This window comes from Clostridium sp. X (assembly GCF_055755365.1).
In genome coordinates this window covers 358,817-373,987 of record NZ_CM146912.1, presented here as the reverse complement: position 1 = coordinate 373,987, position 15,171 = coordinate 358,817, and the positions used below count along the sequence as shown (strand labels likewise).

Annotated in this window: 14 protein-coding genes, 1 tRNA gene, 1 pseudogene and 1 riboswitch; of the genes and pseudogenes, 10 read left to right on the top strand and 6 right to left on the bottom strand. The window is 30.0% G+C overall.

Annotation, left to right across the window (positions count from 1 at the left end; translation table 11 throughout):
• Positions 1-77 precede the first annotated feature (77 nt).
• Both ACX0KU_RS01825 and ACX0KU_RS01820 read left to right on the top strand, forming a co-directional pair.
• Entirely contained in the window at positions 78-2,234 is a 2,157-nt protein-coding gene (locus ACX0KU_RS01825) for a Tex family protein (RefSeq protein WP_472991225.1), read from the top strand.
• 61 nt (positions 2,235-2,295) lie between these two features.
• Positions 2,296-2,415, top strand: a riboswitch (FMN riboswitch).
• A gap of 99 nt (positions 2,416-2,514) precedes the next feature.
• Positions 2,515-3,147 (top strand): ECF transporter S component, encoded by a 633-nt coding sequence (locus tag ACX0KU_RS01820; protein ID WP_472991224.1) that lies wholly within the window; start codon positions 2,515-2,517, stop codon positions 3,145-3,147.
• Positions 3,148-3,181: 34 nt separating this feature from the next.
• Here ACX0KU_RS01820 and rimI read toward each other — a convergent pair whose 3' ends face one another.
• Genes rimI through tsaE form a run of 3 tightly spaced genes read right to left on the bottom strand, consistent with a single transcriptional unit; the run spans position 3,182 to position 4,789 of the window.
• Entirely contained in the window at positions 3,182-3,622 is a 441-nt protein-coding gene (gene rimI, locus ACX0KU_RS01815) for a ribosomal protein S18-alanine N-acetyltransferase (RefSeq protein WP_472991223.1), read from the bottom strand.
• Entirely contained in the window at positions 3,615-4,331 is a 717-nt protein-coding gene (gene tsaB, locus ACX0KU_RS01810) for a tRNA (adenosine(37)-N6)-threonylcarbamoyltransferase complex dimerization subunit type 1 TsaB (protein WP_472991222.1), read from the bottom strand. The genes rimI and tsaB overlap by 8 nt, the downstream gene beginning before the upstream one ends.
• On the bottom strand, positions 4,328-4,789 hold the full coding sequence (gene tsaE, locus ACX0KU_RS01805) for a tRNA (adenosine(37)-N6)-threonylcarbamoyltransferase complex ATPase subunit type 1 TsaE (protein WP_472991221.1): 462 nt from the start codon (positions 4,787-4,789) through the stop codon (positions 4,328-4,330). The genes tsaB and tsaE overlap by 4 nt, the downstream gene beginning before the upstream one ends.
• Before the next feature lie 311 nt (positions 4,790-5,100).
• Here tsaE and ACX0KU_RS01800 point away from each other — a divergent pair.
• Positions 5,101-5,176, top strand: a tRNA-Trp gene (locus tag ACX0KU_RS01800).
• 244 nt (positions 5,177-5,420) lie between these two features.
• On the opposite strand, the gene ACX0KU_RS01795 is transcribed toward ACX0KU_RS01800, so the two are convergent.
• Positions 5,421-5,762: a CBO0543 family protein gene (locus tag ACX0KU_RS01795; RefSeq protein WP_472991220.1), complete on the bottom strand. Its 342-nt coding sequence runs from the start codon at positions 5,760-5,762 to the stop codon at positions 5,421-5,423.
• Positions 5,763-6,066: 304 nt separating this feature from the next.
• On the opposite strand from ACX0KU_RS01795, the gene ACX0KU_RS01790 reads away from it, so the two are divergent.
• The 3 genes and pseudogenes from ACX0KU_RS01790 to ACX0KU_RS01780 form a co-directional block, all read left to right on the top strand.
• On the top strand, positions 6,067-6,243 hold the full coding sequence (locus tag ACX0KU_RS01790; RefSeq protein ID WP_472991219.1) for an asparagine synthase: 177 nt from the start codon (positions 6,067-6,069) through the stop codon (positions 6,241-6,243).
• Between the two features lie 232 nt (positions 6,244-6,475).
• A complete protein-coding gene (locus ACX0KU_RS01785; protein WP_472991218.1) occupies positions 6,476-7,030 on the top strand; it encodes an SLAP domain-containing protein in 555 nt (184 codons plus the stop codon).
• Between the two features lie 277 nt (positions 7,031-7,307).
• Positions 7,308-8,273: pseudogene (locus tag ACX0KU_RS01780) on the top strand (NAD(P)/FAD-dependent oxidoreductase); the annotation flags it as partial.
• Between the two features lie 55 nt (positions 8,274-8,328).
• Here the strand turns inward: ACX0KU_RS01780 and ACX0KU_RS01775 are convergent.
• Complete coding sequence (locus tag ACX0KU_RS01775) at positions 8,329-8,952, bottom strand: RusA family crossover junction endodeoxyribonuclease (RefSeq protein ID WP_472991217.1); 624 nt, start codon at positions 8,950-8,952, stop codon at positions 8,329-8,331.
• Between the two features lie 145 nt (positions 8,953-9,097).
• Here ACX0KU_RS01775 and tsaD point away from each other — a divergent pair, with 145 nt between their 5' ends.
• A complete protein-coding gene (gene tsaD, locus ACX0KU_RS01770) occupies positions 9,098-10,123 on the top strand; it encodes a tRNA (adenosine(37)-N6)-threonylcarbamoyltransferase complex transferase subunit TsaD (protein WP_472991216.1) in 1,026 nt (341 codons plus the stop codon).
• A 17-nt stretch (positions 10,124-10,140) separates the two neighbouring features.
• Complete coding sequence (locus tag ACX0KU_RS01765) at positions 10,141-10,527, top strand: response regulator (RefSeq protein WP_472991215.1); 387 nt, start codon at positions 10,141-10,143, stop codon at positions 10,525-10,527.
• A gap of 155 nt (positions 10,528-10,682) precedes the next feature.
• On the opposite strand, the gene ACX0KU_RS01760 is transcribed toward ACX0KU_RS01765, so the two are convergent.
• Positions 10,683-12,596 carry an ABC-F family ATP-binding cassette domain-containing protein gene (locus tag ACX0KU_RS01760; protein ID WP_472991214.1) on the bottom strand — a complete coding sequence of 638 codons (1,914 nt, stop codon included), beginning with the start codon at positions 12,594-12,596 and terminating at the stop codon, positions 10,683-10,685.
• 362 nt (positions 12,597-12,958) lie between these two features.
• On the opposite strand from ACX0KU_RS01760, the gene ACX0KU_RS01755 reads away from it, so the two are divergent.
• Positions 12,959-13,591, top strand: a complete 633-nt coding sequence (locus tag ACX0KU_RS01755) for a redox-sensing transcriptional repressor Rex (RefSeq protein WP_472991213.1) — start codon at positions 12,959-12,961, stop codon at positions 13,589-13,591.
• Positions 13,592-13,873: 282 nt separating this feature from the next.
• Positions 13,874-14,881: an electron transfer flavoprotein subunit alpha/FixB family protein gene (locus tag ACX0KU_RS01750; protein WP_472991212.1), complete on the top strand. Its 1,008-nt coding sequence runs from the start codon at positions 13,874-13,876 to the stop codon at positions 14,879-14,881.
• Positions 14,882-15,171 lie beyond the last annotated feature (290 nt).

The window sequence follows — 15,171 nt, the reverse complement described above, 5'->3', positions numbered from 1 at the left end:
TTAGGTTAAGGTAAAATTAGGATTGCAATTATACTATAGGTAATATATTTCAGAGTTAAACTGGAGTGGAGGCAAATATGGTAAAAATTAATGAAAGATTAGCTAAAGAATTTCAAGTCAATATAAACCAAGTAAATAGTATGATAGAACTTTTAGATGATGGGAATACAGTTCCGTTCATAGCTAGATATAGAAAAGAAAAAACAGGAGAATTAGATGATATAATCCTGAGAAATATGGCTGAAAGATTAACTTATCTTAGAAATCTAAAAGAAAGAAAAGAAGATGTAATTAGAATAATTGGAGAGCAAGAAAAACTTACAGAAGATTTAAAACTTCAAATTGAAAAGTGTGAAACCTTAACTGAAGTAGAGGATATATATAGACCTTTTAAACCCAAAAAGAGAACTAGAGCAACTATAGCAGTAGAAAAAGGACTTCAATTATTAGCAGATATGATATTAGGTGGAGAATTTAAAGGAAGCTTAGAAGAATATGTAAATGAATTTATAAGCGAAGAAAAAGAAGTAAGAACTATAAGCGAGGCTTTAAATGGGGCAAAAGATATAATTGCAGAGATTATATCAGATGAGGCTCAATATAGAAAATGGATAAGAGAATTTGTAAGAAGAGAAGGAATGCTTGAATGTAGTGGAAGCAGTAAAGAACCTACTCCTTATGAAATGTATTATAATTATTCAGAAGCAGTTCGCAGAATTCCGTCCCACAGAATACTTGCTATTAATAGAGGGGAAAAAGAAAAAGTATTATCTGTTAAAATCACAGTTAATTTAGAAAATATTATAAGTTATTTAAATAAGAATACTTTAAAAGGCAATTCAATTACTGACAAATGTATTGAAGAAGCTGTTGAAGATTCATTAAAAAGACTGATATATCCATCAATAGAAAGAGAGATAAGATCAGAGCTTACAGGTAAGGGTGAAGAGGGAGCAATAGATATTTTTAAAGCTAATCTTAAAGCTCTGCTAATGCAATCACCAATAAAGGGTAAGGTAGTTTTAGGATATGACCCAGGATTTAGAACAGGATGTAAAATAGCTGTGTTAGATGATACAGGTAAGATTTTAGACACAGCTACGGTATATGCTACAGCTCCACAAAATGATGTGGAAGGTTCTGTTAAGATACTTAAGGAGCTAGTGTATAAACATAATGTAGAGGTTATATCACTTGGAAATGGAACTGCAAGTAGAGAATCAGAGGAAGTTTTAGCAAAGCTAATTGATGAGGTGAGAAAGGAAAAGGGTAAAGATTTATTTTATGTAGTGGTATCAGAAGCTGGGGCATCAGTATATTCAGCCTCAGAGCTTGCCTCAAAAGAATACCCAGATATAAATGTTTCAATAAGGGGAGCCATTTCTATTGGACGAAGACTTCAAGACCCAATGGCTGAACTTGTAAAAATTGATCCTAAATCCATAGGCGTAGGTCAATACCAGCATGATGTAACTCCTAAAAGATTAGATGAGTCATTAAAAGGAGTAGTAGAAGATGGCGTAAATAGTGTGGGAGTTGATCTTAATATTGCAACACCGTCACTTTTATCCTACGTATCTGGGATTAATTCGACTATTGCTAAAAACATAGTAGATTTTAGAGAAGAAAATGGCAAGTTTAAAGATAGAAAGCAATTGTTAAAAGTTAAGAGACTTGGACCTAAAGCTTATGAGCAATGTGCGGGATTTTTAAGAGTTCCAGAGAGTAAGGAAGTACTTGATAATACATCAGTCCATCCAGAATCCTATAAAGCTGCAAAGGCATTACTAAGTACTTTAGGTTATAATGAAAATGATTTGAAAAATAATAAGTTATCAGATATTGATATTAAATTAAAAAACTTTGGACTTGAAAGTTTAGCTTCAAAACTAGATATAGGAGTTCCTACTCTTCAAGATATAATAAAAGAAATTAAAAAGCCAGGACGTGATCCTAGAGAAGAATTACCAAAGCCTATATTTAAAAAGGGAGTAGTTGACATAAATCAATTAAAGCCTGGTATGGTATTAAGTGGAACTGTAAGAAACGTGGCCGACTTTGGAGCTTTTGTTGATATCGGAGTTCATCAGGATGGGCTAGTTCATATAAGCCAGTTATCTGATAGTTTTGTGAAGCATCCATTAGATATAGTAAATGTTGGAGATATTGTAGATGTTAGAGTAATAGAAGTTGATGATAAAAGATCACGAATATCTTTATCAATGAAAAAATAATAAATTACTATTGAAATTCTGGCGATTTATATGTATAATTTGCTTTGAGATTATTTAAATTATATATCTTCAGGGCAGGGTGAAATTCCCTACCGGCGGTATAGTCCGCGACCCGTAGTAATACGGTTGACTTGGTGAAACTCCAAGACCGACAGTAAAGTCTGGATGGAAGAAGGTATAGGTAGTTTGTATAGTATTTTATGCCCTGGCTATCTTACGATTGTCAGGGCTTTTTTGAAACTATCCATATCCTTGAAGATAAAAATTAGGGGGTATAAAAATGAAACAAAGTAACTTAAACTCAATGATTAAAATTTCTTTATTAGCTGTAATGGCTTTTGTACTTATGTTTATGGACATGGCATTACCTATTTTTCCATCTTTCTTAAAGATAGACTTAAGTGACCTTCCAGCATTATTAGGAGCATTTGCTTTAGGACCTGTAGCTGGAATAATAATAGAACTATTTAAGAATGTATTAATTTTAATGTTTAAAGGAACTCAAACGGGCTTCGTTGGAGAAATTGCAAACTTTATAGTTGGATCTTTACTAGTAGGAACAGCAGGAACTATATACAAGCTTAATAAATCAAGAAAAACAGCAATTATTGGATTGATAGCAGGAACAATTGTAATGTCTGTAGTTGCATCTGTATTAAACTATACAGTACTATTACCACTATATGCAAAAGTGTACAAAGCTCCTATAGATGCTTTTGTATCAATGGGAACAGCAATTAATCCAGCAATAAAAGATTTAAAGAGTTTTGTTCTTTTATCTATATTACCGTTTAACTTATTAAAATGTATTGTAGTATCAGCAATAACAATACCGGTATATAAAAGAGTTTCTCCAATACTTCATAAAGAAGATGCAGTTGGTGAAAACAAAAGAAATGCTTTCGAAAACTAATACAAAAAAAGGAAGTTCACAGTGAACTTCCTTTTTAATTTCTTCTCCACATAATTATTGCATTTTCATTATTATCATAGTAATTCTTTCTTAAACCTTCTACAACGAAGTTGTATTTGCTATATAGGTTTCGAGCAACTATATTACTTTCTCTAACCTCTAAGGTTATAGAGTGAATATTAAAGTCAGTACAAATTTTAATTATACCGTCCATTAGAACATTACTAGCCCCTATACCTCTATAATCAGGATGGATAGCAACATTTGTAATATGAGCCTCATCTATAATCAGCCATAGGCCTGCATATCCTATAAGTGTGCCATCTTTTTTTACCACTATATATTTGCAAAACTTGTTTTCCAATTCACCCTTTAATGACTCAAAGCTCCAAGGTGTAGTAAGAGAAAGATTATTTATTTCTACAACATCTTCAAGGTGAATCTCCGTCATTGACTCTATTACTAGATTATTCATTTACACTCATCCTTACTTTAGCTTCATATTCTCTTTCGGCTTGTGACTTTCTAAGATAAATTGGTGAGAAGGAAAGTAGGTCATCATTACTATTATTCTTAAGTTTTTCTAAACCAAGTTCACCTAAAGAAGATGCTCTAGGAAAATTAAGATGTGCAGGTGCAAAGTGTGCACCTATAAAGCTTTTTTCTAATTTATCTTTAAATTTAGGTATGGCATCACCGATAAAGCAAACTTTTTTATCTTCTTGACTTTGTATTAGAATGATTAATTCATCTATATGAATTGCTATATAGTCTGTTAATCTTACCAAATTACCATCAGAAAACTTATATAATGCTGTATATACGTTATCTCTTAAAGCATCTAGAATAGGACATATAATTCCATCAGTGTAAGCTAGGTTATATGCAAGGCAATCAAGAGAAGATATACCAACTAAAGGCTTATTAAGTCCCTGAGCTAACCCTTTTATAGAGGCTGCACCAATCCTAAGACCAGTAAAGGAGCCTGGTCCACTTGAAATCACAAATCCATCTATAGCGCTTATATCTAAATTTAAACCTTTTAATAAATAGTCTATTTGAGGCATTAAGATAACAGAGTGTTGCTTTTTATCATTAAAGCTTATCTCACCAAGTAATTTACCATCTTCAATAACAGCACAAGAAGCAGTGGCTGTTGAAGAATCTACACTAAGAACTCTCATATATTTATCTCCTTTACATAATCGTATCTACTACCTATATAATTTATAGTTATTTTTCTAAAGTTATCGCCTTTATCAGGGATTTTTTCTATATTTATTCTCATATGATTTTCAGGGATTAAATCTTCAATATAATTTGCCCATTCGATGATACTTATGGCATCGTCAAAGATGTATTCATCAAATCCAATAGCTTCAATTTCATCAGGATCGCTTACTCTGTATACATCAAAGTGATAAAGTTTATGATTACTACCAACATATTCATTTACGATGGTGAAAGTAGGACTAGTTATATGGTCATCTATTCCAAGACCTTTTGCTATACCTTTTGTAATATGAGTCTTACCAGTACCCAAGTCTCCGATTAAACATATTATATCACCACTATTTGCAAGTGTTCCAATTTGAAAACCTATATTCAGGGTTTTATCTATGCTATCAACAATAAGTTCCATATATATTCACTCCTAGATTAAATCATTTACAATTCATAAATTATTTTATACTAAAAAAGAAGAAAATAAAAGCAAATAAAATAATCTCTCATAAAAAGTAAGTTATTGTAATATATTATTATTTGGCTATTATATGAATAGATAAAGACTCCTTAAAGTACAATAAGTTTTATTTAATGTATAATCATAGGTAATATGATTATACTAAATAAGATAAAGCTGTATATAGGGCGTGCAAAAATTAAATAACTTAAAATAATAAAAAGTATTGCACATAAATATATAACATGATATAATAAGATTCGTATTGAAGGGGTATGGCTCAATTGGTAGAGTAGTGGTCTCCAAAACCATTGGTTCCGGGTTCGAGTCCTGGTGCCCCTGCCATAAATAAAAAGAATGAGAGAATTTACATAAACGTAAATTCTCTCATTTTTTTATTTAATCTATTTTTCATATATAATAAGAAATCAGGTATTATTTACTTAGTTATTATAAAAGGTACATTAAAAATATTCATTATAAAGGCAAGAAAGGCAAGGGCAATTATCCACGCCAATAGAGGATTTTTGTGATGAAGTATTACTAATGGGAATTGAATAACATTATGAAGCAATGACCAGTATATAGTTCATCCGTTATAATTTTTCTGCATTCCTATTGATGTGGCAAATAGTTCTATTGACATATAAATTCCAACCCATAATGATATATATATAATCTGTTTATATAAGGTTTTAGGAAATTTAGATAAATACAATAATATACTAGAAAAGAATATTGTAAAGATTATAAATAACTCATTTATAGGTGGTACTAGAAAATCACTTTGAAATGTCCATAAGGGTTTATTGTGGAATACAGTACTGTAAATAAGATTGCCCATACCGAAAAATAATAGAGTTGGATAATACTTTTTCCAGTTCTTCCAATCCCCCCAAAGATAACTTGAAATTATCCAGATAATAGCCATAATCAAACGTACAAACATAAAATTCATCTTAATATACCTCGATTCAAATAAAAGAAATAAACTACTATAAGTCACTATTATAATTCCAAAAATCAATTAAATTATTTCAATTTTTAGATAAAATGTAGTAAATCTTGTGGAAGCTACTATGAAAATATTGTTTAATATACCTTATTTATCATTAAGAATGTAACTTAATATAAGTATCCTAATTATGTTTTATATGTGTTATTTATATAAACATAAAATATCAAGTTAGAGGCATTATAATATTAGATTCAAATTAAATAAGGAGGAATTTCTTATGAGAATACAAGAAGGCTTAATACCAACGATTCTTGGTACTATTGTAAGTGGAACTGGAGCTACGCTAACAAAGAAAAAGATTGCTCCTATAATAGCAGCTGGTGTTCTAGGTTTTGGATTAGCTCATGTAGTTCTAGGATCAATAGATTTAGTGGAGCATAGAAGAAAAGATTAATATATGATAAATATAAAATGAAGGCAAATATTTGCCTTCATTTTATATTTATCAATAAAAGATATATTTTTATTAATAGAATAATAACATATAAAGAATAAAATACTGATATTTAATAAGTTTATAAAAAATAAGTTGTTAATGATAGTACTTTCATAGACAGTACTTAAATACAATGATATAATTACACTGTTTTTCGTAAAAAGAAATTAGCAATTAGAGGGGATATAGAATGAAGAGATTAATATTTATCCTAATAATTATTTGGGTATTATTTATAGGATGCGTAGCAAATAATACAGACTCTTCTAATAAAGATATAAATAATAAAAATGTATCTAGTGAGAATGACGATATATCAAAAACTAATCAAAAATATAGTTTTGGACCTATGGCAGATTTATCTCAGATTAATGACGAAACAAAGCAGTACTTGCAAGAATTGATTAATAAATTAGGAAATACAAAAGAAAATCAAATTGCTTTTAATATAATAGATGGAGTTTTTGAAGAAGATGGAGCTTTAGTAGTTGACTTATTTATCAGAAATGGTTATTCATATTCAATAGCTAACATAAGTTGTGATTTTAAAATAATTCAAAATGGAAATATTATAGCCACGGCAAACTTTGAATTAGATGAAGAACATTTTGGAATTTTATCCTCTAAGGATTCAAGACCATGGTCATTATTATTTTTTCCAGAGGATGTAATAAATAAGAATCTTAAACTTGAGGGAGCAACTATAGAGGCTACAAATATTCAGCTTGAATATATAGAATCTTAAGTTAATTAAAATTTAATGGCTTAAACTTAGATTTTTTAGTTTATAGGAAATTATAGGTTTATCCTTTTGTGGATAAATTTATAATTTCCTATAAACTAGGGTGTGCAGAGGGGGAACCCATTGCCGTAGTAAGGGGGGTGCTCAGACGCATAGCGTCGTCGAAGGGGGACTAGGTCCCCCTAGCGAAAAAAATCGGCGTAGCCGAATTTTTTATTTTGTACAATTAATAAATATGATAAAATATTCTAGAAGAGCAAGGCGAATGGGGGAAATTCAAGTGCTAGAATACGATATAGTTATAGTAGGGGGAGGACCAGCGGGACTTGCTTCAGCTATAAAAGCAAAAGAACTAGGAATTAATAAGTTATTAATTTTAGAGCGAGAAGATTCGCTTGGAGGTATACTTAATCAATGTATTCATAGTGGATTTGGCATTGAAACTATGGGAGAAGAGCTAACTGGGCCAGAATATGCTGAAAGTTTTATTGAAAAAGTTAATTATATGAATATAGAGTATAAATTAAATACCACTGTCTTTGATATGAAAAAGGATAAAATTATAACTGCAGTAAATGAAGAGGATGGTATACTTGAAATAAATTCAAAAGCTATAATTTTAGCGACAGGATGCAAGGAAAAGCCTAGAGGAGCTATTAATATTGCTGGAGGCAAGAGTGCAGGCATATATACTGCAGGTACAGTACAAAAATTTATAAATATAGAAGGATATATGCCAGGTAAAGAAATAGTAATATTAGGATCGGGAGATATAGCATTAGTAACAGCTGGTAGGCTAACTTTAGAGGGCGCAAATGTTAAAGCAGTTGTAGAAATAATGGCTAAAGCAGAAGGCAGTGATAAGAATGTTAAAGAACATTTGGAGGATTTCAACATACCTTTAAAAACATCTCATACAGTAGTTGCAGTTAGGGGTGGGGAACGAGTAGAAGGAGTAATGATTGCTAAAGTTGATGAAAATAAGGTGCCTATAGCAGGGACAGAGGAATCAATCAATTGTGATACATTGGTGTTATCAGTTGAATTAGGACCGGATAATGAGCTATTAAAAAGAGCTAATATAAAAATATGCAAAGATACTAGAGGACCAGAGGTAAATCAGAACATGGAGACAGAATTAGAAGGAATATTTGCTTGTGGAGATATACTCTATGTTCATAATATGGTAGATAAAATAACACAAGAAGGCTATTGGGCTGGAGAAAATGCAACAGAGTACGTAAAAAGAAATAGAAATAAGCAATAAGTCTATGATTGTAAATCATAGACTTATATAAAAATTAAAATGCCTTTTTAAAGCATGGCTTACATATTAATGTGTTACCCTTATTAGCGGAAATGGCATCTTCCTGATGTTTCAATATCTTTCCACATATATCACAAGAAATATTATTAGAATTCTTAGATTCGCTTTTAGAAAAGGTGGGATTTAAAGATTTTTTATTGGATGGAGGAGAGTACTCCACAGCTTCAGTAGGTATTGGTTTAATTTTTACTTCATAATCTATGTAATAATTACTCTCACCAAAGAGTTCAAGTTCAAATCGTGGGTTTTTAGAATCATAATATTCTTCTATTAGAATTTTGGTTATTTGTGCATCATTAATAATCAATCCGCTTTTTTCTATACCATCAAAAATGCTCTTAGGTATATTAGTGGTATCAGGATGTCTTTTTTTACTCTTATAATAAACTTTTAATATAGCTATTAAGGATTCGCTTAATACTATATTAGGATTTTGTAATCTTGTTTCGTAAGCAATCATTTCCTCGTATATTGCATATCTATCATGATATTTTCCAGAGTTGTAAGGTAGTATAGCTCTTCCACTTAAATTGGAAAGTTTAAAATTGGATTTTGATATAGGTGAACCATTTACTATGATTTTTGCATAAGACTTCATTGTATCAACTCCTTCTTTAAGGGCATTTAATATTATAGCACAAATACATAGATAAAAGTTTGCTTACTAAAGAAAGATGAAGTATAATTATTTTTGAAATTTGTCTATATTAGATGTAGGTTATGAAATTGAAAGAGGGACGAAGATGGATAAAAATATAAATATTCTTGCTATAGAGACTAGTTGTGATGAAACGGCAGCAGCAGTAGTTGTAAATGGAAGAGACGTGCTTTCAAATGTGATATCATCTCAGATTGATACTCATACTAAATTTGGTGGAGTAGTTCCAGAGGTGGCATCGAGAAAACATATTGAAGTTATTAGTATAGTTGTTGAACAGGCACTTGAAGAAGCAAAGATGACATTAAAGGATATAGATGCAGTTGCTGTAACTTATGGCCCAGGGCTTGTAGGAGCCTTACTTGTAGGAGTTCAATACGCTAAAGGACTAGCTTATGCTATAAAAAAACCTTTAATTGGAGTTAATCACATAGAGGGTCATATTAGTGCTAATTTTATAGAACATAAGGATTTAGAGCCTCCTTTTGTATGTCTTGTTGTGTCTGGAGGTCATACATTTATAGTACACATGAAAGATTATGGAGAATTTGAGGTTTTAGGACAAACGAGAGATGATGCAGCGGGAGAAGCTTTCGATAAGGTAGCTAGAGCTATAGGTCTTGGATATCCAGGAGGTCCTAAAATTGATAAGATTTCAAAAGAGGGAAATGATGAGGCAATAGTATTTCCGAGAGCTAATTTTCATGACAAGGATTGTTTAGATTTTTCTTTTAGTGGAATAAAGTCTGCTGTTCTTAATTATATAAATAAGATGAATATGAAAAATGAAGAAGTAAACAAAGCCGATTTATCAGCCTCTTTTCAAAATGCTGTAGTAGGTGTTCTTGTAGATAACGCATTAAAAGCTTGTAAGTTAAAAAAAGTAAATAAAATAGCTATTGCAGGAGGAGTTGCTGCAAATTCAACTCTTAGAGAAACTATGATTAATGAAGGCAAAAAACAAGGAATCGAAGTTTTGTTTCCTTCAATGATATTATGTACAGATAATGCAGCAATGATAGGTAGCGCAGCTTATTATGAATTTTTAAAAGGAAAGGAAGCTTCTTTGGAATTAAATGCTGTACCTAATTTAAAGCTAGGTGAAAGATAATTTTAGGAGGAAGATGGGTGGAAAAGGTATTAGTAGTTAATGATTGTAGGCTTGAAGAAATTATTTTAAAGGATTTATTAGAAGATATGAATTACACAGTTAGAGTAGAGGATGAAGAAAGTGCTATTAATGGAGTGAATGAATTTTCTCCTGATATAGTAATCATAAATTTAGTGATGAGGAAAAGTAAAGGAAATGAAGTTATAAAGGAGATAAAGAAAATGAATCCGAGCACTAGATGTATTTTATCATCTAGTAATTTGATAGAATTAAAAGATTATAAAGAATATGGAGTAGATGAGGTACTTCATACACCTATTAATCAGGATAAATTAACAGAGGTTTTAAGAGATAAAGAAAGATTAAATGTAATTAGATGTCCTTATTGTGGAAAAAATATATAAAAAATTCAGATAAAATACATAAAAGTAGTAGAAATTATTGTTTGAATATAGTATAATAATTTATGTAAACAATTTCATAAATATATATTGCCAAATCCAACCCCATTTAAAATATAAGCTCCATATAAAAAAGCACCGTAATTTTACGGTGCTTTTTATATTAAACTTTCCCATTCTTCATAGAGTTCTTCTAATTTAGATTCATCTAAAGCTATGGATTTAGATATTTCTTCACTTTTTTGAGGATTTGAATAAACTTCTTCAAGACAAAGTAATTCATTAAGTTTATTTATATTTTTTTCTAAATTAGCTATAGATTCTTCAATTTTTTTAATTTTCATTTTGCTTTCTTTTGCTAAATTTTCTTCTTCCTTTTTCTTTTTTCTCTCTAGTTGTATTTGAGTTTTAGTTTTACCCTCATTTTCTTCTAATTCATGATATCTTAGAGGATTTTTCTTTTTCTCTATATAATAAGTGTAATTACCTAAATAGGTTTTTACTCCATCTTCATTTAACTCAAGAATTCTATCTACTATCTTATTAAGAAAGTATCTATCATGAGAGATAACTAAAACAGTACCATCATAACTTAAGAGAGCATCTTCTAATGCTTCACGAGACATTATATCTAGGTGATTTGTAGGTTCATCTAGAAGTAAAAAGTTTGATTTTGACAACATAAGCTTTAATAAATTAATCTTACATTTTTCGCCACCACTTAATGTAGATATTTTTTTAAAAACATCATCACCAGTAAATAAAAATGCAGCTAATACATTTCTTAGTTCTGTTGTAGTTAATTGAGGGAAGTCGTCCCAAACTTCATCTAAAACAGTTTTGTTATAATCAAGATTTGATTGTTCCTGATCATAGTATCCTATAAAGACGTTTTTACCAAGTACACAAACTCCGCTATCTTTTGATTCTCTTTCCATAAGAATTTTAAATAAAGTAGTTTTACCACGACCATTTTCACCTATTAGAGCAGTGCGGTCACCTCTTTTAATGTCTAACTCTAAACCTTTAAAGAGTAATTTATCTCCAAAGCTTTTAGAAAGATTTTCGGTATGGAGTACATCATTACCACTTTTAATTTGAGTTTCGAATTTTATATTGTTAATTTTTTTCTCTTTATTAGGAGCATCGATTCTTTCTATTTTATCTAAAGCTTTTTGTCTGCTTTCAGCAGCGCGGACACTTTTTTCTCTGTTAAAAGAACGATATCGTTCAATTATTTCTTCTTGTCTTTTTATTTCTGATTGTTGTAGATTATATGCCTTTAGCTTTTCTTCATGAACCTTTTGTTTTAATCTGACATAAGAAGAATAGTTACCATTGTACATATCCATAGACCCATTATTTAGTTCAAAAGTCTTATTTGTTATTGCATCAAGAAAAAATCTATCATGAGATATTACTACAATAGTCCCTTTATAATCTTTAAGATATTCTTCAAGCCATTCTATAGCATCTAGATCTAAATGATTAGTTGGTTCATCAAGTAGAAGAATATCTGGTTTTGAAAGTAATAATTTAGATAAAGCTACACGAGTTTTTTGTCCTCCACTAAGGATATTTATAGGCTTTTGATAATCCTCTTCAACAAATCCTAATCCTTTTAATACTTTACTAATTTCTGCTTTATATGTATATCCTCCACGATTAGTATATAGCTCTGTAAAAGTAGTATAATCTCTTATTACTTTGTCGTGATACTCAGAGTTAGAAATATCATAAGGTTTGTTCATTTCTATCTCTAAATCTATTAATTTAATTTCTAAGTTTAGTAAATCTTGAAAAACAGAAGTAACCTCATCATAAATACAACTTAAGTTCTCTAAAGATAAGTGTTGGGCAAGATATCCAATTGGTTTATTTTTATCTATAAATATATCGCCACTATCGGGCTCTAGTTGTTTATTTATAATTTTAAATAAAGTAGACTTGCCTGCACCATTAGCACCTACTAAACCTACATGATCTCCTTCATTTATATTAAAGGTTATATTTCTTAATATGGTATCTATACCATAACTCTTTTGTACATCCTTACAACTTAAAACAATCATTATGTTCACCTTCCTAGATATATTTTACTATGTAATTTAAGTTTTTTGTAGTATTAAATTATATATCTTAGAAATAAGGCAGATTAGTTATATAATTAACGAAATTATTTGGAAAATTTTAGTCAATAATTGAAGAATTATGAATTAATTAAAATATATTTATAAAATATATTATTGAAACATGGAATATAAAAAGTATTAAATAGCTATTAAATGGGTATTAAATAAGTATTAAAAAAGTGTTAAATAAATATATAAAGTTTTATTGTATTAATGTAGTAATTATAGTAATATTATTAATAGCGCATACTTCAGAGAGATAATAGTATATTTGCATAAAATAATTTAGAGGTGAAATGAATTTGGACAATAAAAGAAATATTTCTATGGCTGTTATACGAAGATTGCCTAAATACCATAGATACTTATATGATCTTGTGAAAAATGATGTGGATAGAATTTCATCACAAGAACTAAGCGAAAAGATCGGGTTTACAGCTTCTCAAATAAGACAAGATTTAAATAATTTTGGAGACTTTGGTCAACAAGGGTACGGTTATAATGTTAAAGATTTGTACAGTGAAATAAGTTCTATATTAGGATTATGTGGAACTTATAATATAGTAATAGTAGGTGCTGGTAACATTGGGCAAGCAGTTGCTAATTATACTAAGTTTGATAGATTAGGTTTTAAGTTAAGTGGGATTTTTGATGTTAATCCTAAGTTGATAGGGCTAAAGATTCAAGATGTAAAAATAAGAGATATTGATGAAATGGAAGAATTTTTGAAAAAAAATAAGGTTGATCTAGGAGTAATATGTGTAACTAAATCTAACGCGCAAAATATATGCGATAAACTAGTAAACAACGGAGTAAAAGGCATATGGAATTTTGCACCAGTTGATTTACACGCTAATAAGGATGTTGTTATTGAAAATGTTCATCTTAGTGAGAGTTTATTAACATTAACTTATTTATTGCATGGAAAAAAATAAATAATTAAGCTAAGAATAAGTTGTTTTTGAAACCTTAATTGGGTTTTTGAAAACAACTTATTTTGCTATTGAAATATATTTTTAAAACATATATAATAAGTAATGTAGGTTTTATTTCACATAAAACTGATTTATTTTTCGAATTGATTGTTAATCAATTAACAATTAAGGACAAAATAAGACTAAACTTAAATTATGGTCAGAATTATTAAGCAGCATAGCTTCACGGATCTAAAAGTCACTACATTTTAGTGTACAATGAGAAAGGGGGTTGATAAATAAATGACTATACAAGATTATAAAGGTATTTGGGTATATGCAGAACAAAGAGATGGAGAATTACAAAAAGTTGCTTTAGAACTAGTAGGAAAAGGCAGACAAATAGCAGATGATCTAAGAATAGAATTAACTGCAGTATTGTTAGGAGATAAAGTAGACAACATAGCTAATGAATTATTAGCTTATGGTGCAGATAAAGTAATATATGCAGAAGATGCAAAAATAGCTCATTTTTCAACTGATGCATACACAAGAGTTCTTGCTGACTTAGTTAATGCAAGAAAGCCAGAAATCATGTTAGTAGGAGCTTCAGTACTTGGAAGAGATTTAGGACCAAGAGTAGCTGGAAGACTTTCAACAGGATTAACAGCAGATTGTACTGGACTTGATATCGAAGAAGGAACAAATCAATTAATGATGACAAGACCTGCATTCGGTGGAAACTTAATGGCTACAATCATGTGTACAGAACACAGACCACAAATGGCAACAGTAAGACCAGGTGTGTTTGATAAAATAGCTAAAGATGAATCAAGAGTAGATACTTCTAAAATCGAAAAAGTAGCTGTATCATTAGATGCAGAAGACTTGAGAATAAAAGTATTAGAAGTGGTTAAACTAGCTAAAGAAGTGGCTGATATCGGAGAAGCTGAAGTATTAGTATCAGGTGGAAGAGGAGTAGGAAGCGAAGAAAATTTTGCACTACTACAAGAATTAGCTGATGTACTAGGCGGAACAGTATCAGGATCAAGAGCGGCAGTAGATAATGGCTGGGTAGAACCGGCACTACAAGTAGGTCAAACAGGAAAAACTGTAAGGCCAAGAGTATACGTTGCTTGTGGTATATCTGGAGCAATCCAACATTTAGCTGGAATGCAAGATAGTGATTACATAATTGCTATCAACAGAGATGCAGATGCTTCAATCATGAAGATTGCTGATTTGGGATTAGTTGGAGATCTTAATAAAATTATTCCTGAATTAGTGGCTCAAATTAAAAGTTATAAATAATAGACAATGTAGTTTTAATAGTTACTTAATATAAAAGAGTAAGTATTGTAATTACCTTGGAGTTTATTGGCAGGCTTTTAATTATACTAACTTTTATATGAAAAGTAAAGGTTTAAATGATGAGGTAAATAAAGAAAAAAGTATGTATACTTAGTGCTAGGCTATGAGTCAGGAATTGCTCAAAGATTTTATAAAAATCTTATGATGTAAAATCAAAAGATATCAAAGAGTATTTTTGAAAAATAAGAATATGATATGATGATAACGATTAATCTATTAAAAAAATACTT

What these genes read in the sequence shown, in the direction of transcription:
- ACX0KU_RS01825 (WP_472991225.1), top strand. Translation starts at nt 78, where the DNA reads ATGGTAAAAATTAATGAAAGATTAGCTAAAGAATTTCAAGTCAATATA.
- ACX0KU_RS01820 (WP_472991224.1), top strand. Translation starts at nt 2,515, where the DNA reads ATGAAACAAAGTAACTTAAACTCAATGATTAAAATTTCTTTATTAGCT.
- rimI (WP_472991223.1), bottom strand. Translation starts at nt 3,622, where the DNA reads ATGAATAATCTAGTAATAGAGTCAATGACGGAGATTCACCTTGAAGAT.
- tsaB (WP_472991222.1), bottom strand. Translation starts at nt 4,331, where the DNA reads ATGAGAGTTCTTAGTGTAGATTCTTCAACAGCCACTGCTTCTTGTGCT.
- tsaE (WP_472991221.1), bottom strand. Translation starts at nt 4,789, where the DNA reads ATGGAACTTATTGTTGATAGCATAGATAAAACCCTGAATATAGGTTTT.
- ACX0KU_RS01795 (WP_472991220.1), bottom strand. Translation starts at nt 5,762, where the DNA reads ATGGCTATTATCTGGATAATTTCAAGTTATCTTTGGGGGGATTGGAAG.
- ACX0KU_RS01790 (WP_472991219.1), top strand. Translation starts at nt 6,067, where the DNA reads ATGAGAATACAAGAAGGCTTAATACCAACGATTCTTGGTACTATTGTA.
- ACX0KU_RS01785 (WP_472991218.1), top strand. Translation starts at nt 6,476, where the DNA reads ATGAAGAGATTAATATTTATCCTAATAATTATTTGGGTATTATTTATA.
- ACX0KU_RS01775 (WP_472991217.1), bottom strand. Translation starts at nt 8,952, where the DNA reads ATGAAGTCTTATGCAAAAATCATAGTAAATGGTTCACCTATATCAAAA.
- tsaD (WP_472991216.1), top strand. Translation starts at nt 9,098, where the DNA reads ATGGATAAAAATATAAATATTCTTGCTATAGAGACTAGTTGTGATGAA.
- ACX0KU_RS01760 (WP_472991214.1), bottom strand. Translation starts at nt 12,596, where the DNA reads ATGATTGTTTTAAGTTGTAAGGATGTACAAAAGAGTTATGGTATAGAT.
- ACX0KU_RS01750 (WP_472991212.1), top strand. Translation starts at nt 13,874, where the DNA reads ATGACTATACAAGATTATAAAGGTATTTGGGTATATGCAGAACAAAGA.